Origin of the sequence: Sphingosinicella microcystinivorans, from assembly GCF_003634215.1 — a bacterium.
Lineage (GTDB): Bacteria > Pseudomonadota > Alphaproteobacteria > Sphingomonadales > Sphingomonadaceae > Sphingosinicella > Sphingosinicella microcystinivorans.
In genome coordinates, this window is record NZ_RBWX01000010.1 from 204,733 (window position 1) to 227,861 (window position 23,129).

Genomic DNA, 23,129 nt, shown 5'->3' on the forward strand with positions numbered 1-23,129 from the left:
AAGCCAGTGACACCCGCCGCGCGCGTAGAGGCGGCGATAACGCTGCTTGATGAGATCATCGACGCTGCCGCTGGTGGTGGCGCGGCGGCTGATACGCTCATCCAACGCTACTTCAAGACACGGCGCTATGCGGGCTCGAAAGACCGCCGCGCCGTGCGCGACCTCGTCTATCGGGTCATTCGCTCGCTCGGTGAACGTCCGGAAAGTGGCCGTGCCGCGATGATGGGCTATGCCCGCGCCGAAGCTCCGGACATGCTTGCGCTGTTCGGCACCGACCCGCACGGGCCGGCCGCATTCGTGGAGGGAGAGCCTGCCGCTGCGCCGGGTTTGGCGCCCGAATGGCTCACAGCGAAGCTCGCTGCGGAATACGGGGATGCCGATAGTCTGCTGCATGCGCTCGCCGAGCGTGCACCGCTCGATCTGCGGGTCAACCGTCTGAAAACTACGCGCGGCGCCGTGTTGCCGCTCATTCCGGGCGCCGTGCCGACCGCGCGCGCGCAAGATGGCCTCCGCCTCGTGGATGCGCTCAATGTCGAGGATCTGCCCGCTTACAACGACGGCCGTGTCGAGGTGCAGGACGAAGGGAGCCAGCTCATCGCCGCTGCCTGCCGCGCGCAGCCGGGCATGACAGTTGTCGATCTTTGCGCGGGCGCGGGCGGCAAGACGCTCGCGTTGGCCGCGGACATGGAAAACCGTGGGCGCCTTTTCGCCTGCGATACTGATCGTTCACGACTATCGCGCCTTGGCCCCCGCGCGGTGCGTGCGGGCGCCGCGAACATCGAAACGCGCCTTCTCGATCCGGGCCGCGAAGCCGAAGCGCTTGGCGATCTCCTGGGCGCCGCCGACGTGGTGCTCATCGATGCCCCGTGCAGCGGAACGGGCACATGGCGGCGCAATCCGGAAGCGCGTTGGCGTCTCACCCCGCAGCGGCTCGCGCGGCTCACGGCGCTGCAGGCCCATCTCGCCGATCTTGGCGCGCGTCTGCTGAAGCCGGGTGGCAGGCTGGTCTATGCCGTGTGCTCGCTGCTTCCCGAGGAAGGGCGGCTTCAGGCAGAGGCGCTCAGCAAGACGCATTCCGACCTGGCGCTTGATGTCGGCGGCGCGCAAACCCTGCGTCCTGATCGCGACGGAACGGATGGTTTCTTCATCGCAGGTTATGAAAAGTCATGCTAAAGCGGGCCTCTGGGGGAGTGACGTTAAGGGAAGTGTTCATGCAGTCCAGGATCATGCTCGCCGGAATTGCTGTCGCCATCGCCACGGCGTCCAGCGTTGCCTATTGCAAGACGGCGGAGCCGAGCATCGCTCCGCTTTCGATGCAACTGACGCGCAGCGGTGAAACGCTCCTCAACGGGCATAAGGCGCAGGCCGCGATTGATCAGTTTGAAACCGCGCTCGCCGTCGACCCCCGCAACACGCGTGCCTACATTGGCATCGCACGCTCTTACGATCGGCTTGGTCTTCCCGGCCGCGCTGTAAAGTTCTACCGCGAGGCGCTCGCGATCGATCCTAACGATCTCACCGCGCTTTCGGAACAGGGCGAGGCCTATATGGCGCGTGGAGCCGTAGCGCTCGCGAAGGATAACCTGGAGCGAATCCGCAAGCTTTGCCAAAGCGAATGCCAGAATGCGGTGACACTCGCGGCAGCTATTGAGAAAGGTCCCCCGGCGACCGTAACGGCCGCCGCTGAAAAGCCTGCGCCCAAGATCAACTAAGCTTTGACCAGCAGCGCGCGAGCGCGACGAATTCATCGACTGTCAGAGTTTCTGCGCGTCGCGCACCGTCGATACCGCTTGCTGAAAGCGCTTCGAGCCCGCCGGACAGCGCCTTGAGGCTGGCGCGGAGCATTTTGCGGCGCTGGCCGAACGCTGCTGCTGTGACCCGCTCCACGGCCTTAACCGGCACGCCTTCCGGCGCTTGAGTGGGCACAATGTGGACCACTGCAGAATCCACCTTTGGCGGAGGAATGAACGCACGCGGCGGCAGCGACAAGGCAATGCGCGGCCGCGAACGCCACTGCGCGAGGACAGAAAGGCGCCCGTAGGCATCGGAATCCGGCGCCGCGATGATGCGTTCCGCGACCTCTTTCTGAAACATCAGGCTGAGGCTCAGCCACCACGGCGGCCACGGATCTGCAGTGAGCCAGCGCACAAGAAGTGCGGTGCCGACATTGTAAGGCAGGTTCGCGACGATGTGAGCGGGGGCGCCGAGCACTGCGGGCTCGTCGATCCGCATGGCATCGCCCTCGATCAGGGTAAGACGTCCTGCCGCCGCGTCGCCGAGTTCGGCAAGCGCAGGAAGGCAGCGTTTGTCCATCTCCACGGCTGTCACGTCAGCACCGGCGCGTAGCAGCGCTCGCGTCAGTCCGCCGGGGCCGGGGCCGACCTCGTAGACGCGTGCGCCGGAAAGCGGTCCCGGAACCCTGGCGAGCTTGTCGAGGAGGTTGGAATCGAACAGGAAATTCTGGCCGAAAGCCTTCTTCGCGGTGAGCCCGTGACGCGCAATCACCTCGCGCAGCGGCGGCAGCGCGGTCAGGCCGGACGGCAGCGCGTCAGTCAATCGCGCGTTGGACGGCACAGGCGTGCGCCGTCCTGATCGCTGCGGCCATGGCGTGGTGGCTTGCGATTCCCTTGCCGGCGATGTCGAACGCGGTGCCGTGATCCGGCGCGGTGCGCACGATCGGCAGGCCGAGCGTCAGGTTCACGCCCTCGTCAAAATGCAGCGTCTTCAGCGGCACCAGCGCCTGGTCGTGGTACATGCAAAGCGCGGCGTCATAGCTTTTGCGGGCATGTTCATGGAACATCGCGTCTGCGGAAAGCGGCCCGAACGCATCGATACCCTCAGCCTGCAGTTCTGCAATCGCCGGGGCGATCACGTCGATCTCCTCGCGTCCAAGGAGGCCGCTCTCTCCCGCATGCGGGTTGAGCCCGGCGACGGCGAGACGCGGGCTTGCGATGCCGAAGTTGCGGGTCAGCCCCTTTGCCGCCGCACGTCCGCGGCTGACGATGAGCTCGGTGGTGAGCCGCTGCGGCACGTCTGCGAGTGCGATGTGGATCGTAACGGGTACGGTGCGGAGCGTTGGTCCGACCAGCATCATTGCGAGATTGGCGGCGAATACACCGCAGCGCTCGCCCACGAATTCCGTTTGCCCAGGATGCGTGAAGCCAATTGCTTGAAGCTGGGCCTTCGAAACCGGCCCCGTGACGAGCGCGCCTGCCGCGCTGCTGCGGGTGAGGCCCGTTGCGATTTCGAGCGCATCGAGCGCACAGCGCGCGCCGATTAGCGTCGGCTTGCCGGGTTCAACCACCTCGCTGTCGGCGACCTCGATGAGTGGCAGCGCGTCACTGCATACGCCGACCTCCTCAGGGTGCGCGATCTGACAGACCGGGCCTTTCCACACGCCGGCGAGCGAATCTCGATTGCCGACCCCAAAGAAAGGCGGAAGTCCTAGCGCTTCGCGTTGTTCCCAGCAGCGCCCGATGATCTCCGGACCTATGCCTGCAGGGTCGCCCAGCGTAACGGCGATCGGCGGGATCATCGGTAATCGATAACGGCATCGCGGCGAAGGTCGCGCAGGTAGCGGCGGGCGGCCATGGCGACCTTGCTCTCTTCCATCTGCGCGTAGAGTTGATCGAACGACGGTGCGCCAGCGGCAGGCGGGTCTTCGCGGCCGCAGAGGACGAGCACACGGATGCCGTCCTCACGGGTTCCGAAGGGCGGCGTGCTCTGGCCGATCTGCATCGGTTCCATGATCTGTTGAAGCTGCGGCGGCAGATCGCCGAGGCGGACCTGATCGTTGGCGACGACGTTGCCGCCGAAACTCTCGGCCAGTGCTTCGGCACCGCCGCAGCCGCCCATGCTCTGCGTCCCGGCCTGCAGCCGTTGCACGATTCCCGACGCCTGCTGCTGTGTCGCGTCCGCCGCCAGCGGCACCGTGATCTGCTTCACGGCGAGCACCGCGTCTTTCGGATCGGCGGCGAGCACCTGCCGCTTGTCGACAAGCGCGATGATCGCGAAGCCGCCGGGAATCTGGATGGGATTGGAGACGTCGCCGCGTGGCAGGCTCTCCACCACCGGGGCGAGTTCGGGCGAGAGCTGCGCGGGTCGCACCCAGCCCAGATCACCGCCTACCGCCGCTGTGGAGGCTTCGGAGAACTGGCGCGCATAAGCTATGAACGAACCGCCCTGCCGAACCTGATCTACGATGCGCTGCGCGTTTTCGCGCACCTGCTCGGCGTTTTCCGCCGTCGCGGTCAGGAAGATTTCGGCGATGCGAAACTCTTCGGTGCCCTTGGCGGCGTTCAGCCGGTCGATGAGCGCCTGCACCTCGTCGTCACCGACGTTCACAAACGGTTCGACCTTGCGCCGCAGCAGGCGGCTCCACGCGAGTTCGGCATGAATTTGCTGCTTCAGCGAATTCTGGGACGTGCCGCGTGTTTTCAGGAACTCGTCGAACTGGTCGCTGCTCATACGGAAGTTGGAGGCGACGCGTGTGAAGGCCTGACTGATTTCTTCCTGCGCGATCGTGACTTCCTGCGCTGTCGCTTCCTGAATCTGGAGCTTCTCGTCGATCAGATTGCGCACCACCTGAAGCCGCAAGCGCGTGCGCTCTTCATCGGAAATTTGGCCCTGGTTCGCAGCAAGCACGAGATTGAGACGCTGGTCGATGTCCGTATCGGTGATCACGTCGCCGTTGACGATCGCGGTCGCTTTACGGACCGTTGGATCGACAGGCTGACCGAGAATCTCGATATCCGGATCGGAGAGGCCCGAAAGCGGGGAATTCTGAGCCAGCGTGGCCCCTGCAGCAAGAACTGCGACACTGGCAGCAAGCCAGCGCAGCGTCGAAAACCTCATCAATCTCTCCCCCGTCCCGGCGGCGCCGGAGCGGTCTTGTAGCCTCTCAGGTGATGCCGCCTAGCACGCGCGGACCTGAATGTCAGCGTATCGTTTACGCTTGCCGAAATGGCTAAACCCCCGCGGCTGAACCGCCGATTACCGGCCAAGGTTCTTGAGGCTGATCGAGAACAGGAAAGCGTTGCCGCGTCGGAAGTCGCGGTCCTCCACATAATCGCGCCGCCACGTCACGCCAAACTCGAAACAATCGTCTTGATAGGCGATGCCGAGCCGGTGGCGAACCATCTCGAATCCGTCGGAGGTGTTAAGTGGATCTTCGGCGCGCGAAGTCAGATCCACGATCACCGAGCCGATCACCGACCAGTAGCGCGCGAAGCTGATACGACCGCCGGCGCGCACCTCTTCGCGGTCTTCCAGATCCTCGATGCCGATATCACGGTCGAGCTTCACGTAGCCGATCGTCGCATAGGTGCGCTTGTTGCCTACCGTGACGTCGATTTCATTGCGGCGTAGCTTCAGGCTGCTCTTGTCGAGGCGGAAGCGGTGTGTGACGTCGAAGCCGCTGCCGATGCGCAGCGTGTTGCGGCCAACGAAGTCGGAGAAGTTGCCGGAAAGGCCTGTGCCTTGCGGGAACGTCGCCGGCGCGTTGTCGAAGCGGTAGCTTTGGCCGAATTCGCTCTCGATCTGCCAGCGCGGGCGATCAAGCCGCCACGTTGCGCCGTAAGTCACGCGTTGCCCGCCCTCCCAGCGGTCCGCGCCCGGAAAGCGGTTGAGATCGAAGAGGTTGGTGTCGTCGAGGTCGACGGCGCGCGAATCCTCATTGGGAATGTGGTTGTTGACGTCGCTAGGTGAGACGGAGACCTGCACGCGGGGTGTGAGTGTCTGTGTTCCGCCAAAGGCGGGGCCGGCGAGCGGCCATTCGACGTCGAGCGCGGCAGCAGGCAGGATGCGCCCCTCCCAACCGTCGCGCCCGGCGTAGATGGGTAGTTCGGCAAAGGCACTGTCTGTGATGTGATAGATGTCGCCCCGGACGAGCGCTGTCGCCGTAACGCGCTGCCCCCACGGCGTGATCGCGCTGCGCTTCCATTCGGCGGAGGCGGAGGCGCGCTGGGTGTCCATGCCGTCGGTGCGGGTGATCGCTGCCGTGTCTGCTGCAAGTTTCAGTCGGCCGCCGCCGATCGTCTCGCTGGGCGACCACATATAGTTGATAAGGGGCAGTGCGACGGGGGTCAGCCCCGCGTCGTCCGTTTGCCGCAAACCCTGGAAAGCCCAGCCTTCGATCGCGAAGTAGCTCTCCACGCCGAAGCGTTCGAGCTGGTAGAAATTCCGCAGGGTGTCGTCGCGCGAGATGTCATAGCGGCGCAGGAACGTGTCGTCAGTGGCGAGACGAAGGCCGAACGTCGAGCGCCAGTTGCGGCCGTGCTGGAGGCGGCCGTTGCCGTAGACATAGCCGCGGAACTGCTTGTTCGCGATGCCGGTGCTGGCAGGGTCGGGAAAGTCCAGTTCCGACGAATACGTACCGATACCACCGAAACGCAGCGGGCCTGATGCGGTTTGGTGTCGGTACTCGACCTGAAGCGCCGGGTTCACCTCGGTGTAGAGGATCGGCGCGATGGTGAGGTCGTTGCTTTCGGAGAAGCTGAGGAAATACGGCAGTTCGACCGAGACGCCCAGCGAGCGGTCGATGGTGACGGACGGGACGAGGATACCGCTCGCGTTGCGGCCCGGGCCGTCGGGGTGCGACAGACTTGGCGTGTAGAAGATGGGGATGCCCAGGAATTCGAGGCTGGCATCCTTGTAGTAGACGCGCTTCCGATCGGGATCGTGGCGCACGCGCAACGCCTTTACCTGCCAAAGCGGCTCCTTGGGGCAGCCGTTTTCGCCGATAATGTCGCAAGGTGAGTAGACCGCGCGGTTCACCGTCGTGCGCCCGTCTTCGCGGCGGCCATCGTGCGCGGCAAGCCGCCCACCGTCTCGCAGCACAAGCAGGATGTTCTCAACCGCACCGTCGCGGAGTGTTTCGTCTAGTTCAACCCGCTCGCCGAAGGCCTCGTTGCCGTCGGGGTCGATCACCTTCACCGCGCCCCGCGCCTCGACCTTGCCGGTCTTGCGGTCGTATTCGACCTCGTTCGCGGTGAGGCGATAGCCGTCTCGCGTGACCACGACATTGCCGCGCGCCGTCACCAGCTGCGTGTCGTCGTCGTATTCCATCGTATCCGCAGCGAATTCGATCGCATCGCCGGGTTTCAGCGCCGGACCGGCATCCACGGCGGCAGCGTCCGTCTGCGCCAACGCAGGCGCGGCGAATCCCGCTAGCGCGGTGGACAGCAGAAAGGCGGCAAGGCAACGGGACAAGAAAGCGCTCCCCGGACAGGCGGATAGCGCCTCTTACCCGCGCTGCACCCGCGGCGGCAAGGCGCGCGCTTCGATACGCCGTGAATTGCGGTCCGCCCGCCGGGCGGCTAGAACGCCCCCGATCGTTTTGTCTTCCAGGAGAGTCCTTCCGATGCGCATCGAGTTCGGGGTTACGTCGCACACGCCGGGCACCGCCCTTGTGGTTTTCGCGGCGAAAGACGCGGTGCTTTCGGGGGCGGCGCAGGCGCTGGACGCCGCACTTGGCGGCGCGCTCGCCACTGCCGCGAAGACGGCGCGATTCGAGGGCGACGCCGCGCAGATCGTAGAGCTTCTGGCGCCCTCGGGCACCGATGCCTCGCGCGTGCTCGTGGTCGGTACAGGGAAGCCCGGCCATGCCGACGCAGCGGTGTTCGAGCGGATCGGCGGCGCCATCGCCGCGCGACTGCTGACTTCGGGCGAAACGAAGGCCACGGTCGATTTCGGCGGGCTCAACGATCTCGCGCTCGATACGCCCAAGGCGGCTGCACATCTCGCGCTCGGCGCGTCGCTCCGCGCGTGGCGGTTCGACAAGTACCGCACCAAGCTGCCCGAAAAGCAGAAGCCGACGCTCACCGAAATCGCCATCGCCAACGCCGGTAGCGCAGGGCAGGAATGGGCGCGACTGGAGCCTCTCGTCGAGGCTGTGGGCTTCACGCGCAGCCTCGTCACCGAGCCCGGAAACGTCATCTACCCGGAAAGCTTCGTGGAGCGCTGCCGTCCGCTCGCTGACCTCGGGATCAAGATCGAAGTGCTCGACGAAAGTGAGATGCGCGCGGCGGGCATGGGCGCGCTGCTCGGCGTCGCGCAGGGCTCAGCGAAGCCGCCGCGTCTGCTGGTGATGGAGTGGGACGGCACCGGCGGGAAGGCGAAGACGTCCACCGTCTTCGTCGGCAAGGGCGTCACTTTCGATACGGGCGGCATCTCGATCAAGCCTGCCGCGGGCATGGAAGACATGAAGTGGGACATGGGCGGCGCGGGCGCGGTCGCCGGTGCGATGAAGGCGCTTGCGCTGCGTCGTGCCAAGGCGCGCGTCGTCGGCATCTGCGGCCTTGTCGAAAACATGCCCGACGGCAACGCCCAGCGCCCCGGCGACGTCGTGACGACGATGTCCGGCCAGACGGTCGAGGTGATCAACACCGACGCCGAAGGCCGCCTGGTGCTCTGCGACGCGATCACCTGGGTGCAGAAGCGCTTCAACCCGGAGGTCATCGTCGATCTCGCGACGCTGACCGGCGCGATCATTATCAGCCTCGGCCACGAATATGCGGGTCTCTTCTCGAACAGCGACGAACTTGCGAAGCAGCTCGTCACCGCCGGCATCGCGACCGGGGACAAGCTGTGGCGGTTCCCGCTCGGCAGCGCCTACGACAAGATGATCGATTCGCCGATCGCCGACATGAAAAACGTCGGCTCGCGCGATGCGGGATCGATCACGGCCGCGCAGTTCATCGGCCGCTTCGTGAACGACGGCGTGAAATGGGCCCACCTCGACATTGCGGGCATGGCGTGGTCCGCGAAGGCCGGCGCGACATGGGAGAAGGGCGCAACCGGCTACGGCGTGCGCCTGCTCGACCGCTTCGTCGAGGATACGCTGGAGGCGTGAGCGAGGCGCCCACACCGGTCGGCTTCTATCACTGCACGCGGTCGCGACCGTTCGACGTCGTGCCCGTTCTCGCGAGTAAGGCGATCGAGGCAGGGCACCGCGTGCTCGTCCATTCAGCGGACGGCGGCGAGCTCGATGCACTGGACAGCCACCTGTGGACCTACGATCCCGGCAGCTTCCTGCCGCACGGCCGCGACAATCCTGCCGAGCAGCCCGTCCTCCTGTCAGACGATTTTGCGCCCGCGAACGGCGCTGATCTGCTGATTTCGCTGGGCGGCAAGCTGCCCGGCGACCCGGCAGCGTTTGCCCGCCTCCTCTACCTCTTCGACGGCAACGACGAAGACTCGCTCGCTGCAGCGCGTGCGCACTGGCGGGCCCTGAAGGCGCGCGAGGGTGTTCAGCCGGTTTACTGGACCCAGGGAGAGAAGGGGGGCTGGCAGAAGGCAGGGTAGGCGCCGCTTGCAATCGGACCCGCGCCCGGATATTGGGCGCGCGACTTCCTGAAACGACACAACAAGCCCTATCTGGAGACCTCCCATGGCGCTGCAGCGTACCTTTTCGATCATCAAGCCCGACGCGACGCGTCGCAACCTCACGGGCGCCGTCACCAAGATGCTTGAGGAAGCGGGCCTCCGCGTCGTCGCTTCGAAGCGCATCCACATGACGAAGGAGCAGGCCGAAGGTTTCTACGGCGTGCACCGCGAGCGTCCGTTCTTCGGCGATCTCGTCGCGTTCATGACCTCCGGCCCCGTCGTCGTGCAGGTTCTTGAAGGCGAAGACGCAGTCGCGAAGAACCGCGAAGTGATGGGCGCCACGAACCCGGCGAACGCCGACGAGGGCACCATCCGCAAGGCGCTCGCAGAATCGATCGAGGCGAACACGGTGCACGGCTCCGACAGCCTTGAAAACGCGAAGATCGAGATCGACTTCTTCTTCAAGCCCGAAGAAATTGTCGGCTAAGGATTCCAGAGTTTGTCGAGGCGGGCGGCAGCAGTGTCGCCCGCCACGCTTTCGCGGCGTACCAGCCCGCGAAGCTTGACCGTGCGGCCCAGAATGACGCGCGGTTCAATGTGGTACACGATATCGTAGATGGCGGTTTCGGTGCGCGGGCCATCGGCTGCTTCGCAGCTGCTGGCGATCACGACCGGCAGACGCCCGTCGCGCGCGGCCTTGTCCACCGCTTTCAGGAGCGCGCTTTCGAACCAGTCCGCTTCGATGCGATGATCGAGAACGGTGCTTTCGGGCTCGACTCCAAGCGCGCTTGGGAAGCGGATGTCGGTGCTTTGCAGCGCGCAGTCCGCCGCTTTGAACGCAAGGCCCGCACCCCCTGCATCGGTTGCGATCAACCCGATTGATTTCGGCCGGGAGCCGGCTTTTTCTGCACGCCGTTCGGCCTCCGCCGATTTGCGTTCGTCGTAGTTGTTCCACAGCGTCAGCGCCGAGATCACGACGGCAATGACCGCCACGGTTTCGCCGAGCGAGAGCCAGCGCCGACGGATACGCGCCGTTTCGGCGGCCTTCTCCGCGTGCGTTTCAGGAATTTCGGGTACGTCAGAAGACATCGGCGAGCTTCCTTGGCGCAGACATACGCCAGCTTTTCACGAGCCAGTCGTTTACATGTTCCCAATCCGGCTGGCCCTGGTCGAGGCGGATGCCGATCCAACCGTAAGGGCCGAGATAGGGCGGGCGGTAATAGAGGGCAGGGTTTGCCTCGATCAGCATCGCCTGTTCTTCAAGGCCGCTGGTCTTCACCAGCAGCGCGGTGATGCCGCAGCCATGGTGATCGTCGCTGAAATAGGCGAAGAACTTGCCCTTTTCGACGTAAAAGCCGGGCGCGCCGTGCGAGAGCTTCTCGGCGGCGGCGGGCAAAGCGAGCGCCCGCGCGCGGACCTTTTCAAGCAAGGCTTCGGGATTTGAGGACATCGGCGGCACACTTCGCAAGCGCTGCAGGATACAGGTGATGTTCCTCTTTCAGCACACGCTCCGCAAGCGTTTCCGGCGTGTCCCCCGCAAGTATGGGAACGCGTACCTGCGCCACCACAGGCCCATCATCCAGCTCCGGCGTCACGACGTGTACCGAGCAGCCGGCCTCAGCGTCGCCAGCCTCGATTGCCCGGGCGTGCGTATCGAGCCCCTTGTATTTGGGGAGCAGCGAGGGGTGGATATTGAGGATTCGGCCCTGCCAGCCTTCGACGAATTCGGACGAAAGCAACCGCATATAGCCTGCAAGCGCGATCATCTCGACGTTCGCGGCACGCAGCGCCGCATCGATCAACCGGTCGAACTCGGCGCGCTTCATGCCGCGATGGTCGTGCGCCCAAATCGCCACGCCGCGCGCGTCAGCGAAGGCCAGGCCAGCGGCGTCCGGATTGTTGGATGCGACAAGCACCACCTCGTAAGGGCAATCCGGCGCCTCTGCGGCGGCAAGGATCGAAGCCATGTTGCTGCCGCGGCCGGAGATCATCACCCCGACGCGGAGTTTAGGCGACATGCACGGCTTCCCAAGCCTCGCGACTGCCCCAGGTTTCGGCGTCGCCAACCACCGTGCAGCCGGTGTCGCCCGCATCAATGGCACCGATCACGTATGGGGTTTCTCCCGCGGCGGCGAGTGCGCCCAGCGTCGCTTCGACGTCGCCCGGTGCCACCACGACGACCATGCCGATGCCGCAGTTGAACGTGCGCGCCATCTCTCCCGCGGCGATGTTGCCCTCATGCTGAAGCCACGCAAACGCGGGCGGGAGCGCCCATGCACCCGTGTCGATGCGGGCGTGCGCGCCCTTCGGCAGCACGCGCGGCACGTTTTCAAGCAGCCCGCCGCCGGTGATATGCGCGAGCGCCTTGATGCGACCTGCACGGATTTCCGGCAGCAGCGGCTTCACATAGATGCGTGTCGGCGCGAGCAGCGCTTCGCCGAGCGGGCGCGATGTATCGAACGGGGCAGGGGCATCGAGCGCGTGGCCCTTGTCTGCAACGATGCGGCGCACGAGCGAATAGCCGTTCGAATGGAAGCCCGATGAAGCGATGCCGAGCAGCACATCGCCCTGCGCGACACGTTCGCCGGTCAACTGCTGGCCGCGCTCGACGGCGCCGACCGAAAAGCCTGCGAGATCAAAGTCGCCCGCACCGTACATGCCCGGCATTTCGGCGGTCTCGCCGCCGATGAGCGCGCAGCCCGCGATGCGGCAGCCTTCGGCTATCCCTGCGACGACCGCGGAGGCAACGCCTTGCTCCAGCTTGCCGGTTGCGAAATAATCGAGGAAAAACAGCGGCTCTGCACCCTGCACGACGAGGTCGTTCACGCACATGGCGACAAGATCGATGCCGACCGTGTCGTGGCGTCCGGTGTCGATGGCGAGTTTCAGCTTGGTGCCGACGCCGTCGGTTGCCGCAACCAGCAGCGGATCGTTGAACCCCGCAGCCTTCGGATCGAAGAACGCGCCGAAGCCGCCGATCTCGGCGTCCGCGCCGGGACGTGCGGTCGCTTTCACCAGCGAAGAGATCGCCTTCACGAAGGTGTTTCCGGCGGCGATGGAGACGCCTGCGTCGGCGTAGCTGTACGATTTGCCCGTGGTCATCGCGCGGCCATAGCGCCGAAGCGAGAAATATTCGACTCCCAATTCGCGCCGCGTTTGGCATAGAGGCGCCGTGACCTTCAAACGCAAGCTCAACGGATGGATGGCCGCCGCACTCGCGGCGCTCGCGGCGGCAGTCGCGGTGCCGCTGCTGGCGCAGGACGGCAATCGCACGGAACCGCCCGCAGAAGCCCCCGCAGCCGGGGGGAGCGCATTCCTCGTCAGTGACATTGATGTCGACGTCGTGGCGGGGTCTGCTGAAGCGGCGCGCGTCGCCGCGTTTCGAGAGGCGGCGCGGCAGGCGTGGCCGCAGCTTTATGCGCGGATGACGGGCGTTGCAGCCTCGGGCGCGCCCAAGCTCCCCGACAGCGCGATCGAGGGGATGGTGAGCGGCGTCGAAGTTCAGAGCGAGCATTTTTCAGACAAGCGCTATGTCGGCAAGCTTGGCGTGGTGTTCGATCGTGTTCGGGCCGGGGAGCGGTTGCCCGCGAACGCGCGTGTACTTCAATCTGCGCCGATGCTGCTGCTGCCCGTGCTCGCGGACGGCGGTGTGACCTCCGTTTACGAGGGGCGTTCGCCGTGGCTGCAGGCGTGGTCGCGCTTCGGAACGGATTCGAGCCCGATTTCCTATGTGCGTGCGGGCGGCAACGCGTCCGATGCACTGCTGCTCACCGGGTGGCAGGCGCGGCGCGACAATCGCGGCCTCTGGCGCTCGATCCTGTCACGCTACGGCGCCGAGAATGTTCTGGTCGCTGAGGCTTGGCTCGATCGTACCTACCCGGGCGGGCCGATTGTCGGCACGTTCCTTGCCCGGCATGGTCCGGATTCAGCCGTTTTAACGCGGTTTCGCCTGCGTGCGGGGGCGGCGGGCGAACTCGATGCAATGCTCGACACAGCTGTGCGCCGGATCGATTCCGCTTATGCGCGCGCGCTCCAGTCCGGTGTGCTGCGCGCCGACCCGACGTTGACGCTGGCACTGGAACCGGTTTCGGTCTCGCCGATGCTTGATCCGGCAGAATCGATGGGTTCGATGGGCACGACCGTCAGCGTCGCGACGCCCGATGCGGCGAGCTGGAATGCGATCGAGGCCGCGCTCGGCGGCGTGCCCGAGGTGGACGGCGTTACGCTGCTCGGGCTTTCGATCGGCGGCATGTCGCAGATTCGCATCAATCACGCGGTCGATTACGCGATGCTCCGCTATGCGCTCGATCAGCGTGGCTGGCGCCTTGATGGCAGCCTGCTTCGCCGCCGCGCAGAGGGCGAGGTGCCGCTGCCCCGCCCGGTGGTCACACTGCCGTCGCTGCCGGTTGCGGACGATGCCGTTACCGAAAGCGGTGGGCCGCGCGATCTGATGCCCTCAGAGAACGAACGGTGAGTGAAGCCGCCGTCCTGGACGGTCGGCGGCGAATCCCGATCCGGTGGATTCTCGTCGCGGCGATCATCCTGTGGTTCGCGTATGCGACGCGCGGCGTGCTCGGACCGTTCATTGCCGGGCTTATCATCGCCTATCTGCTCGATCCTGTGGCAGACAAGCTCGAGAAACGCGGTGTTCCGCGCTGGGCGGCGGCAATGTTGATTCTCGTGGGTTTCTTCGGCGTGTTTGCGCTGCTGATCCTCGCGATGGCGCCACTTGTCGCAGCGCAGTTCCAGCAACTTGTGCAGAACCTGCCTCAACTCATTCAGTCTCTTGGGCCTTTGGTCGAGCGTCTTTCGGATGCGGCCGGCGATGTCGTGGCGATCGAAACGCTGAGCAACGACCTCATGCACCGCGCCGCTGCGTGGCTCAGCACGATTGCGACCGGCATTTTGAGCCGCGGCCTTGCGGTCTTCAATCTGCTCGCGCTGTTCGTGATGATGCCAGTGGTCGCCTTCTATGCACTGCGCGACTACGACGCGCTGACGACACGCATCAACGCGTGGTGGCCGTCGCGCTACGCGGCGACGATTCGGCGTTTGCTCGGCGAATCGGATGCTGCGCTCGCCGGCTTCGTGCGCGGCCAGTCGCTCGTGTGCCTCTCGCTTGCGATCTTCTATTCGGTCGGCTGGAGCCTGATCGGCCTCAATTACGCGCTCGTGCTCGGTACGCTCGCGGGCGTTCTGGGCTTCGTGCCCTATCTCGGCGTCGTCATCTCGGTCGGGCTCGGGCTGCTCGTCGGGCTCGGCCAGTGGGGACCCGATGTGCTGAACCTCGGGCTCATCGTAGGCATTTTCTTCATCGGGCAGCTTCTGGAAAGCACGGTGCTGACGCCCAACCTCATCGGGAACCGCATCGGCCTGCATCCCCTGTGGGTCCTGTTCGCCGTGTTCGCGGGCGGTGAGCTGCTGGGCATCCTCGGCGTGTTCCTCGCGGTGCCCGTCGCCGCGGTTCTCGGCGTCGTCATGCGCTGGCTGCTCGGTGAATATCTGAAGAGCCCGCTTTTCGTTGACGAAGAGCCGCCGCCAGAGGACGTGACCGTCTCCGCATGAGCCAGTTTGCGCTGCCGCTCGAATACCGGTCGGCCGACGGGGAAGCGGATTTCTACATCTCGGAGGCGAACGCTGCCGCGGTCGCAATGCTCGACCGCTGGCCGGACTGGCCGTCGCACACGCTGATCGTCGTCGGCCCTGAAGGCTCGGGCAAGAGCCACCTGTTGCGGCTGTTCGCAGGTCGGCATCCCGGTGCCGTGCGCATTTACGACGAGGCCGATGCGCCAGACCGCGACGAAAACGCGATGTTCCATGCGTGGAACGCCGCGCAGGCCGGAGGTCCCGCGCTGCTCGTCGCCGCGCGGACATCCCCCGGCGAATGGCATGTGCGACTGCCCGATCTTGCCTCTCGCCTCGGTGCGGCGGGTGTCATCCATATCGATGCCCCCGACGATGCGCTGCTTGCCGAAATCGTTGCAAAATCTTTTCGCGCACGTGGCCTGCGCGTTTCACCAATTGTCATAGAGTATATGATACAAAGGATTGAACGCAGCTTTGCCGCCGCCGCATCCGCTGTCGCCGCGATCGACGCCGCCGCTCTTGCGGGGCAACGCGCCGTGACCGTGCCGCTGGTGCGCGCGGCGCTGTTGCTCGGCGATACGGCGGACGGAAGCGAAAGTGGCGAAACGTAACATCAAATCGATCGGGAACGGCAACACGCGGTACTTCAACCGCGAGCTTTCATGGCTGGCGTTCAACGCCCGCGTGCTCGAAGAGGCGGAAAACGTCCGCCACCCGCTCCTTGAACGGCTGCGCTTCCTGTCGATCTCCGGCGCCAATCTCGATGAATTCTACATGGTCCGCGTTGCGGGCCTGCACGGCCAGGTGGAAGAGGGGGTCGAGCTTCGCAGCCCTGACGGCGCGACGCCCGCGCAGCAGCTTGCTGCCGTCACGGAGCGTGCGGATGCGCTGATGCGCCAGCAGCAGAACGTGTGGCGCGCGCTATCGGACGAGCTTGCGGTCGCCGGCTTCCACGTTCTCAAGGGCCCGGAGCTATCGCCAGAGGACGAGAGCTGGCTCGAAACCTATTTCCGTGAGCAGATCTTCCCGGTGCTGACGCCACAGGCGATCGATCCGGCGCACCCGTTCCCGTTCATCCCCAACCGCGGCCTTGCGCTCACCATGGAACTGAAGCGCGAATCGGACGGCGAGGAGCTGCTTGCGCTCGTGATGATCCCGGCGCCGCTGGCCCGCTTCGTCCGTTTGCCGGGACCGCAGGCGCGCTACATCGCGCTCGAGAATGTGGTGCGCATCTTCGCGGACGACCTGTTCCCGAACTTCAAGATCATGGGCGACGGTGTGTTCCGCGTGATCCGCGACAGCGACATCGAGGTTGAGGAAGAGGCCGAAGACCTCGTTCGCTTCTTCCAGACTGCGATCAAGCGCCGCCGTCGGGGCCGTGTGATCCGCCTGAAGATCGAGGTCGGGACGCCGCCGCGTCTTCACCAGATGGTGCAGCACGCACTCCATATCGACGATCGGGACGTGACACCGGTTACGGGTATCATCGGTGTGGCCGACCTGGCCCAGTTGGTCGAAGAGGATCGCCCGGACCTCAAGTTCGAGCCTTACACGCCGCGCTTCCCCGAGCGCATCCGCGACTACGGCGGCGATTGCTTCGCGGCGATCCGCGCCAAGGACATCGTCGTCCATCACCCCTACGAGAGCTTCGACGTGGTGCTGGCCTTCCTGCGGCAGGCCGCGGCGGATCCGGACGTTGTTGCGATCAAACAGACACTCTACCGGGCCGGCAAACAGTCCGCCGTGGTGCGTGCGCTCGTCGATGCGGCGGAGGCGGGCAAGTCGGTGACGGCGGTCGTGGAGCTGAAGGCACGCTTCGACGAGGAGCAGAACCTCGTTTGGGCCGCGGCGCTCGAACGCGCGGGCGTACAGGTCGTCTACGGCTTCATCGACTGGAAGACGCACGCCAAGATCTCGCTCGTTGTGCGCCGCGAAAACGGCAGCCTTCGCACCTACTGCCACCTCGGCACGGGCAATTATCACCCGGTGACCGCCCGCATCTACACCGACCTCAGCTTCTTTACCGCCGATCCCAAGCTCGGCCGCGATGCCGCGCAGATTTTCAACTACGTGACGAGCTACGTGGAGCCGCGCTCACTTGAAGCGATGACCATTTCGCCCTCGGGGATGCGCCAGAAGCTCACCGCGCTTATCGACGCGGAAATCGCCAATGCCGAAGCCGGACAACCGAGCGGTATCTGGGCAAAAATGAATTCGCTCGTCGATCCCGCGATCATCGACAAGCTCTACGAGGCGAGCGCGGCGGGCGTGCCGATTGAGCTCGTGATCCGCGGCATTTGCTGCCTGCGCCCCGGGGTACGCGGGCTTTCGGAGAACATACGCGTCCGCTCCATCATTGGGCGTTTTCTCGAACACAGCCGTATCGTCGCCTTTGCAAACGGAAGTGCGCTGCCTTCGCGCAAGGCGCGGCTCTTCACCTCTTCGGCGGACTGGATGCCACGCAATTTTGATCGCCGCGTCGAACTGCTCGTGCCGATCGAGAACCCTACGGTGCACGCGCAGATTCTCGATCAGGTGATGCTCGCGAACCTCAAGGACACGGAGCAATCCTGGGAACTGCACCCGGATGGGACATATGAGCGCATCGCGTCGCCCGGAGAATCGTTCAACCTGCACCGCTATTTCATGACAAATCCGTCGCTTTCGGGTCGCGGTGCCGCCATCAAGGCAGCTGCCCCGGTGCCCCGGCTCTACCTGTCTGACACGGACACGGGGCTTCCGGCTGCCGCCGCTGAATAGACTCGTGTGAAGCCAGCCGTTATTGCCGACCGCATTGCGGCAACCGGGTGTGGCGACAGGGGCAAGCGAATGGCGCTGAGCACGACGAAAGACCGCCGCCGGGCCGGGGATATTCCGGTCAATGCCGTCGTAGACATCGGCTCCAACTCGATTCGCCTTGTCGCGTTCCGCGGCGACCGGCGGACGCCGCTGGTGTTGTTCAACGAAAAGGTAATGGCCGGGCTCGGTCGGGGTGTCGCCGATACCGGTGCAATCACGCCGGAGGGCCTGGAAATTGCGCGCGCCGCGCTCACGCGTTTTCGCCTGCTGTGCGATGACATGAACGTCGATCGCCTTCATGCCTTCGCGACTGCGGCGGTGCGCGACGCCAAGAATCGCGATGCCTTCCTTGAAATGGCGAAGAAGCGCTGCGCGCTAAATGTACGCATACTGAGCGGTGCGGAGGAGGCACGGCTCGCCGCTTACGGCGTGATCGCCGGTATCCCGAACGCCGATGGCGTCGTTGGCGATCTCGGCGGCGGGAGCTTGGAACTTGTCCGGGTGAAGAAAGGCAAGCCGCACAGCCACCTTTCGCTGCCGATCGGCGCGCTGAAGCTTGATGCCGCGCGCAAGGTGGGTGGGCGCTCGCTGGCGGACCTGGTGAAGAAGGCGCTCGCCGAGGTGAAGTGGGCAGGCCAGGGGAAGGGGCTTCCCTTCTACATGGTCGGCGGATCATGGCGCGCGCTGGCGCAGCTTCACATGCATCTCACCGACTATCCGCTGCCGGTCGTTCATCAGTATGCGATGGATGTCGCTGCGATCGATCATCTGGCGCGCGCGCTGCCCAATCTCAGCCCCAAGCGCCTGCGGGGGATTCCGCGTCTCTCCTCGGCGCGTATCCCGCAGCTTCCAGGTGCCGCGCTCCTGCTGCGCGCCGTCGTGAAGCGGCTTGGCAGCAGCGGCGTCATCGCCTCGTCCTATGGCATTCGCGAAGGGATACTTTACGCGGACCTGCCGAAGGACATTCAGAAGGAAGACCCTCTCGTCTCCGCTGCGAAGCAGGAAGCCGCGATTCAGGGGCGTTTTCCGCTCCATGCCGAAGCGCTGATGGAATGGATGAACGGCATGTTCGCGCCCGAGATGCCGGACCATACCCGGCTGCGTCTCGTAGCCTGCGTGCTTGCTGACACAGCATGGCGCGCGCACCCGGATTTCCGCGCGGAGCGGGGTCTTGAGCTGGCACTCCACGGCAACTGGGTCGGGATCGACGGGCGCGAGCGCGCGTTGCTGGGGGCAGCGCTGTTCGCGGCCTACGGCGGCTCGATGAACGACCCGGCAATCGCCGACCTGCCGCGACTCGCGGCGCGCGAGGAACTGACGCGCGCTTTCAAGTGGGGACTCGCACTGAGGCTTGGCCAGCGGCTGACGGCGGGAACGGCACGGCCGCTCGAAAAGAGCCGTGTGTACCGCGAGGGCGGTCGCCTCGTTCTTACACTGACACCGCGCTATCAACCGCTCTACGCCGAGGCTGTGGCCCGGCGTCACGAAGCGCTCGCGGCGGCGATGGGTCTTGTCGCCGTCTTCGACGTGGAGAGGGGCTAGTCGATCTCGGTCATGCGCAGCTTGCCGTTCTGTACGGCAAAGCTGAGCCGGCCTTCGACCAACGCGAGCGCATCACGGCCGAAGACCTCGTAGCGCCAGCCGTTTAGGAGCGGTAACCCCTCGCGGACACCTGCAGCGAGAGCTTCGAGATGGTCTGCCTTGCCGATAAGTTTCGGTGCGACGTCAGCCTCTTTGCAGCGAATCTTCAGAAGGAGCTTTAGGAGGTCTGCGACAAGGACGGAGTCTGAGCCGAGGCGCGGCTTGCCCGCGTCGCGTTCCGGCATTTCGCTTTCGGGCAGCGGGACGGCGGCTTCCAGCGCCTCCATCAGCCGCGCACCCATGTCGTTCGTCGTCCACGTCTTCGAAAGTCCGCGAACGCGGCCCAGCGCTTCTTGGTCGCCGGGCGGATGCGCTGCGAGGTCGGCGAGGGTTTCGTCTTTCACGATGCGCCCGCGCGGCAGATCGCGGCGCTGCGCTTCCAGCTCGCGCCACGCGGCGAGCGCCTTCAGGCGGCCGAGAGCTTCGGCTTTCCGGCTCGGCAGGCGGATGCGCTGCCAGGCCGTCCACGGATCGTTGACGTAATTTTCCGGCGTCGTCAGTCGCGCCATCTCCTCGTCCAGCCAATCACCGCGCCCGGTTTTCTTCAAGCGACCAAGCAACTTCGGAAACAGCTGGATAAGGTGTGTCACGTCGCCGATCGCATAGTCGAGCTGGCGCTTGTCGAGCGGACGGCGTGCCCAGTCCGTGAAGCGGGCGCCCTTGTCGAGATTGGCGCCGGTGAACGACGCGACGAGGTTGATGTAGCTGACCTGCTCTCCCATGCCGAGCGCCATCGCCGCCACCTGTGTATCGAACACGGGCGAGGGTGTCTTTCCGGTCATGTTGTGGATGATCTCGATATCCTGACCCCCCGCGTGGAAAATCTTGAGCACATCAGCTTCAACGAGAAGGTCGAGCATCGGGGCGAGATCGAGCCCGCTGGCCTTCGGATCGACAGCCGCGGCCTCGTCAGGCGAGGCGAGCTGGATCAGGCAGAGGTCGGCCCAATACGTATTCTCGCGCATGAACTCGGTGTCGACGGCGATATAGTCGGCGGTGGCGAGGCGGGCACAGAAGGCGGCGAGCGTTTCCGTATCGGTAATCAGCGGATGGATTTTCATGGACGGTTCTATTAGGGCGGTCGGCGCTTCCATGCCAGCGCCTTGACAAACAAGCGTGCGGGTATGTGTCTGGCCCGCCACAAACACCGGAATCGAGTGAGAATGCACGTCTATCGTACGCACCATTGCAGCGCCCTTCGCAAGTCCGATGTTGGCAATACCGCCCGCATCTCGGGCTGGGTCCACCGGAAGCGGGACCACGGCGGGCTGCTGTTTGTCGATCTTCGCGACCATTATGGGCTCACGCAGGTCGTTTGTGATACCGATTCTCCGGCGTTTCCGGTGCTGGACGGCGCGCGGGCCGAGAGCGTGCTCACTGTGACCGGCAAGGTCGTCGCGCGTTCGGACGCGACCGTAAACCCGAACCTGCCGACCGGCGAGATCGAGCTGTGGGCAGCCGAGGTTTCCGTGCAGTCCGCCGCCTCCGAGCTGCCGATGCCGGTGGCGGGTGATACTGAGTACCCAGAGGATATCCGCCTCAAGTACCGCTATCTCGACCTGCGCCGCGACCGTCTGCACCGCAACATCGTGCTGCGCTCCAACGTCATCGCGTCGCTGCGCCGCCGCATGATCGATCAGGGCTTCACCGAGTTCCAGACGCCGATCCTGACCGCTTCGTCACCCGAAGGCGCGCGGGACTTCCTGGTGCCGAGCCGGATGCACCCGGGCAAATTCTATGCGTTGCCGCAGGCGCCGCAGATGTTCAAGCAGCTGCTGATGGTCGCGGGCTTCGACCGTTATTTCCAGATCGCGCCCTGCTTCCGCGATGAGGACGCTCGCGCCGACCGGAGCCCGGGCGAGTTCTACCAGCTCGACTTCGAGATGAGCTTCGTGACGCAGGACGACGTGTTCAACGCGATCGAGCCTGTGCTCGCGGGGGTGTTCGAGGAGTTCGCGAACGGGAAGTCAGTGACGCCGGCGGGTTCGTTTCCGCGCATTCCTTACCGCGAGTCGATGCTGAAGTATGGCAACGACAAGCCGGACCTTCGGAACCCGATCGAAATAGTCGATGTAACCGAGCACTTCAGGGGTTCGGGGTTCGGGATCTTCGCGAAGATGGTGGAAGGTGGAAACTTCGTGCGCGCCATCCCCGCGCCGAAGGCGGGCGAGCGTAGCCGGAAGTTCTTCGACGACATGAACGACTGGGCGCGGAGCGAAGGTTTCGCGGGGCTCGGCTACATCAACATCAAGGACGGCGTGCCTGCAGGCCCGATCGCCAAGAACCACGGTGAGGAAGCCACCGCGAAGCTGATCGCGGCGCTCGGCCTCGGCCCGGACGACGGCGTGTTCTTCGCGGCCGGCAAGGAAGCCGATGCGGCGAAGCTCGCGGGCAAGGCGCGGACCAAGGTTGGCGAAGATCTCGGCCTTATCGAAGAAGGCGCCTTCAAGTTCTGCTGGATCGTCGATTTTCCGATGTTCGAGTACGACGAGGAGGCCAAGCAGGTCATCTTCTCGCACAACCCGTTCTCGATGCCGCAGGGCGAGCTTGAGGCGCTGGAGACCAAGAACCCGCTCGAAATCCTCGCGTGGCAGTACGACATCGTCTGCAACGGCATCGAGCTGTCTTCGGGCGCGATCCGGAACCACAAGCCCGAGATCATGTACAAGGCGTTCGAGATCGCCGGTTACAGCCAGGAACAGGTCGACACGAACTTCTCGGGCATGATCAACGCCTTCAAGTTCGGCGCGCCGCCGCACGGCGGTTCCGCGCCGGGCGTGGACCGCATCGTCATGCTGCTCGCGGACGAGCCGAACCTCCGCGAAGTGGTGCTGTTCCCGATGAACCAGAAGGCCGAGGATCTGATGATGAACGCCCCGGCCAGCGTCTCCGACCGGCAGCTGAAGGAGCTTTCGATCAAGCTCGACCTGCCGAAGCCGAAGGCGGGGTAAGCCGATGAAAGCGCCGTCGCTGCACCGCCTGCCGAAGTTCGAAAAAGTCTCGAACGGGGACTATGAGGCGGCGCTGAAGACGGTTCAGGAGCGGCTCGCAGCGGTGCAGGCGAGCTGCATCGGCCGCAGCCGCCGCGCTATCGTCGCGGTCGAAGGCCTCGACGCAGCGGGCAAGGGCGGCTTCATCCAGCGGTTGACCGCGCCGTGGGACCCGCGATTCTTCGATGTGCAGCCGATCAAGGCGCCGGACGCCGAAGAAAAGGCGCACCACTATCTCTGGCGCTTCTGGCAGAAGTTGCCCGCTCAGGGCGAAGTGAACATCTTCGATCGCACCTGGTACGGGCGCGTCCTCGTGGAACGTGTCGAGGGTTTCGCAACCGAAGCCGAATGGCGCCGCGCCTATGACGAGATCAATGCCTTCGAGAAGACGCTCGCCGATGATGGCACCATCATCATCAAGCTGTTCTTCACGGTGAGCCAGAAGGAACAGGACGAGCGACTGGTCGAGCGGCTGGAGACGCCCGAGAAGCGCTGGAAAGTGTCGGCCGAGGACTTCCGCAACCGGATGAAGCGAGATGCCTATGTCGAAGCGGCCGAAGACATGTTTGCCCGTACGCATACGGCCCATGCGCCGTGGACGATCATCGACGGCGAGCACAAGAAGACGGCGCGCATCACGGCGCTGAACCTGGTGGCGGATCGGCTTGCGGATGGGCTCGACCTTTCGCCCCCGGCGCTTTCGCCCGATATCGTGAGGCTGGCGAAGGCCGCGTTCGGCAAGAAGCTGAACCTCGGCTAACGTCGGCCTTCAGCCGCGGTTCAACGAGC

19 protein-coding genes and 1 pseudogene are annotated in these 23,129 nt (G+C 65.0%); 12 read left to right on the forward strand and 8 right to left on the reverse strand.

Features of this window, described 5'->3' with window-relative positions; all coding sequences use genetic code 11:
• The first annotated feature begins 6 nt into the window (after nucleotides 1-6).
• Together DFR51_RS15560 and DFR51_RS15565 are read left to right on the forward strand one after the other, a co-directional pair.
• Entirely contained in the window at nucleotides 7-1,173 is a 1,167-nt protein-coding gene (locus DFR51_RS15560; RefSeq protein ID WP_121052890.1) for an RsmB/NOP family class I SAM-dependent RNA methyltransferase, read from the forward strand.
• 38 nt (nucleotides 1,174-1,211) lie between these two features.
• Nucleotides 1,212-1,712 carry a tetratricopeptide repeat protein gene (locus DFR51_RS15565; protein WP_121053164.1) on the forward strand — a complete coding sequence of 167 codons (501 nt, stop codon included), beginning with the start codon at nucleotides 1,212-1,214 and terminating at the stop codon, nucleotides 1,710-1,712.
• On the opposite strand, the gene rsmA is transcribed toward DFR51_RS15565, so the two are convergent.
• From rsmA to DFR51_RS15585, 4 genes are all read right to left on the reverse strand, one after another.
• Entirely contained in the window at nucleotides 1,705-2,556 is an 852-nt protein-coding gene (gene rsmA / locus DFR51_RS15570) for a 16S rRNA (adenine(1518)-N(6)/adenine(1519)-N(6))-dimethyltransferase RsmA (protein ID WP_243445437.1), read from the reverse strand. The two genes, DFR51_RS15565 and rsmA, sit on opposite strands and share 8 nt — an antisense overlap.
• On the reverse strand, nucleotides 2,549-3,535 hold the full coding sequence (gene pdxA, locus DFR51_RS15575; RefSeq protein WP_121052892.1) for a 4-hydroxythreonine-4-phosphate dehydrogenase PdxA: 987 nt from the start codon (nucleotides 3,533-3,535) through the stop codon (nucleotides 2,549-2,551). Before pdxA ends, rsmA begins: the two co-directional genes overlap by 8 nt.
• Complete coding sequence (locus tag DFR51_RS15580) at nucleotides 3,532-4,854, reverse strand: peptidylprolyl isomerase (protein WP_121052894.1); 1,323 nt, start codon at nucleotides 4,852-4,854, stop codon at nucleotides 3,532-3,534. Before DFR51_RS15580 ends, pdxA begins: the two co-directional genes overlap by 4 nt.
• Nucleotides 4,855-4,992: 138 nt before the next feature.
• Nucleotides 4,993-7,209: an LPS-assembly protein LptD gene (locus DFR51_RS15585; protein ID WP_243445436.1), complete on the reverse strand. Its 2,217-nt coding sequence runs from the start codon at nucleotides 7,207-7,209 to the stop codon at nucleotides 4,993-4,995.
• A gap of 151 nt (nucleotides 7,210-7,360) precedes the next feature.
• Between DFR51_RS15585 and DFR51_RS15590 the strand changes: the two genes are divergently transcribed.
• The 3 genes from DFR51_RS15590 (at nucleotide 7,361) to ndk (ending at nucleotide 9,811) form a co-directional block, all read left to right on the forward strand.
• The gene (locus DFR51_RS15590) at nucleotides 7,361-8,851 is read left to right on the forward strand and encodes a leucyl aminopeptidase (protein ID WP_121052896.1); all 1,491 of its coding nucleotides are present in this window, start codon (nucleotides 7,361-7,363) and stop codon (nucleotides 8,849-8,851) included.
• Nucleotides 8,848-9,303, forward strand: a complete 456-nt coding sequence (locus DFR51_RS15595; RefSeq protein WP_160119246.1) for a DNA polymerase III subunit chi — start codon at nucleotides 8,848-8,850, stop codon at nucleotides 9,301-9,303. Before DFR51_RS15590 ends, DFR51_RS15595 begins: the two co-directional genes overlap by 4 nt.
• Nucleotides 9,304-9,388: 85 nt before the next feature.
• Nucleotides 9,389-9,811 (forward strand): nucleoside-diphosphate kinase, encoded by a 423-nt coding sequence (gene ndk / locus DFR51_RS15600; RefSeq protein WP_121052901.1) that lies wholly within the window; start codon nucleotides 9,389-9,391, stop codon nucleotides 9,809-9,811.
• Here the strand turns inward: ndk and DFR51_RS15605 are convergent.
• The 3 genes and pseudogenes from DFR51_RS15605 to purM form a co-directional block, all read right to left on the reverse strand.
• Entirely contained in the window at nucleotides 9,808-10,413 is a 606-nt protein-coding gene (locus tag DFR51_RS15605; protein ID WP_121052902.1) for a hypothetical protein, read from the reverse strand. The genes ndk and DFR51_RS15605 overlap by 4 nt on opposite strands.
• Nucleotides 10,403-11,342, reverse strand: a pseudogene (gene purN / locus DFR51_RS19410) (phosphoribosylglycinamide formyltransferase). Before purN ends, DFR51_RS15605 begins: the two are co-directional and overlap by 11 nt.
• Nucleotides 11,332-12,426, reverse strand: coding sequence for a phosphoribosylformylglycinamidine cyclo-ligase (gene purM, locus DFR51_RS15615; RefSeq protein ID WP_121053170.1), 1,095 nt, complete (start codon nucleotides 12,424-12,426; stop codon nucleotides 11,332-11,334). The pseudogene purN and the gene purM overlap by 11 nt, the downstream one beginning before the upstream one ends.
• A 70-nt stretch (nucleotides 12,427-12,496) precedes the next feature.
• Between purM and DFR51_RS15620 the strand changes: the two genes are divergently transcribed.
• The 5 genes from DFR51_RS15620 (at nucleotide 12,497) to DFR51_RS15640 (ending at nucleotide 19,251) form a co-directional block, all read left to right on the forward strand.
• The gene (locus tag DFR51_RS15620) at nucleotides 12,497-13,798 is read left to right on the forward strand and encodes a heavy-metal-associated domain-containing protein (RefSeq protein ID WP_121052904.1); all 1,302 of its coding nucleotides are present in this window, start codon (nucleotides 12,497-12,499) and stop codon (nucleotides 13,796-13,798) included.
• Complete coding sequence (locus tag DFR51_RS15625; RefSeq protein ID WP_121052906.1) at nucleotides 13,795-14,889, forward strand: AI-2E family transporter; 1,095 nt, start codon at nucleotides 13,795-13,797, stop codon at nucleotides 14,887-14,889. Before DFR51_RS15620 ends, DFR51_RS15625 begins: the two co-directional genes overlap by 4 nt.
• Complete coding sequence (locus DFR51_RS15630) at nucleotides 14,886-15,521, forward strand: HdaA/DnaA family protein (RefSeq protein WP_121052908.1); 636 nt, start codon at nucleotides 14,886-14,888, stop codon at nucleotides 15,519-15,521. The genes DFR51_RS15625 and DFR51_RS15630 overlap by 4 nt, the downstream gene beginning before the upstream one ends.
• Entirely contained in the window at nucleotides 15,508-17,670 is a 2,163-nt protein-coding gene (locus DFR51_RS15635) for an RNA degradosome polyphosphate kinase (protein ID WP_121052910.1), read from the forward strand. Before DFR51_RS15630 ends, DFR51_RS15635 begins: the two co-directional genes overlap by 14 nt.
• A gap of 69 nt (nucleotides 17,671-17,739) precedes the next feature.
• The gene (locus DFR51_RS15640) at nucleotides 17,740-19,251 is read left to right on the forward strand and encodes a Ppx/GppA family phosphatase (protein ID WP_121052912.1); all 1,512 of its coding nucleotides are present in this window, start codon (nucleotides 17,740-17,742) and stop codon (nucleotides 19,249-19,251) included.
• On the opposite strand, the gene rnd is transcribed toward DFR51_RS15640, so the two are convergent.
• A complete protein-coding gene (rnd, locus tag DFR51_RS15645) occupies nucleotides 19,248-20,411 on the reverse strand; it encodes a ribonuclease D (protein WP_121052914.1) in 1,164 nt (387 codons plus the stop codon). The two genes, DFR51_RS15640 and rnd, sit on opposite strands and share 4 nt — an antisense overlap.
• Before the next feature lie 102 nt (nucleotides 20,412-20,513).
• Between rnd and aspS the strand changes: the two genes are divergently transcribed.
• Together aspS and DFR51_RS15655 are read left to right on the forward strand one after the other, a co-directional pair.
• Complete coding sequence (gene aspS, locus DFR51_RS15650) at nucleotides 20,514-22,301, forward strand: aspartate--tRNA ligase (RefSeq protein ID WP_121052916.1); 1,788 nt, start codon at nucleotides 20,514-20,516, stop codon at nucleotides 22,299-22,301.
• A gap of 4 nt (nucleotides 22,302-22,305) precedes the next feature.
• Nucleotides 22,306-23,100: a polyphosphate kinase 2 family protein gene (locus tag DFR51_RS15655; RefSeq protein WP_121052918.1), complete on the forward strand. Its 795-nt coding sequence runs from the start codon at nucleotides 22,306-22,308 to the stop codon at nucleotides 23,098-23,100.
• The last annotated feature ends 29 nt before the right edge of the window (nucleotides 23,101-23,129 follow it).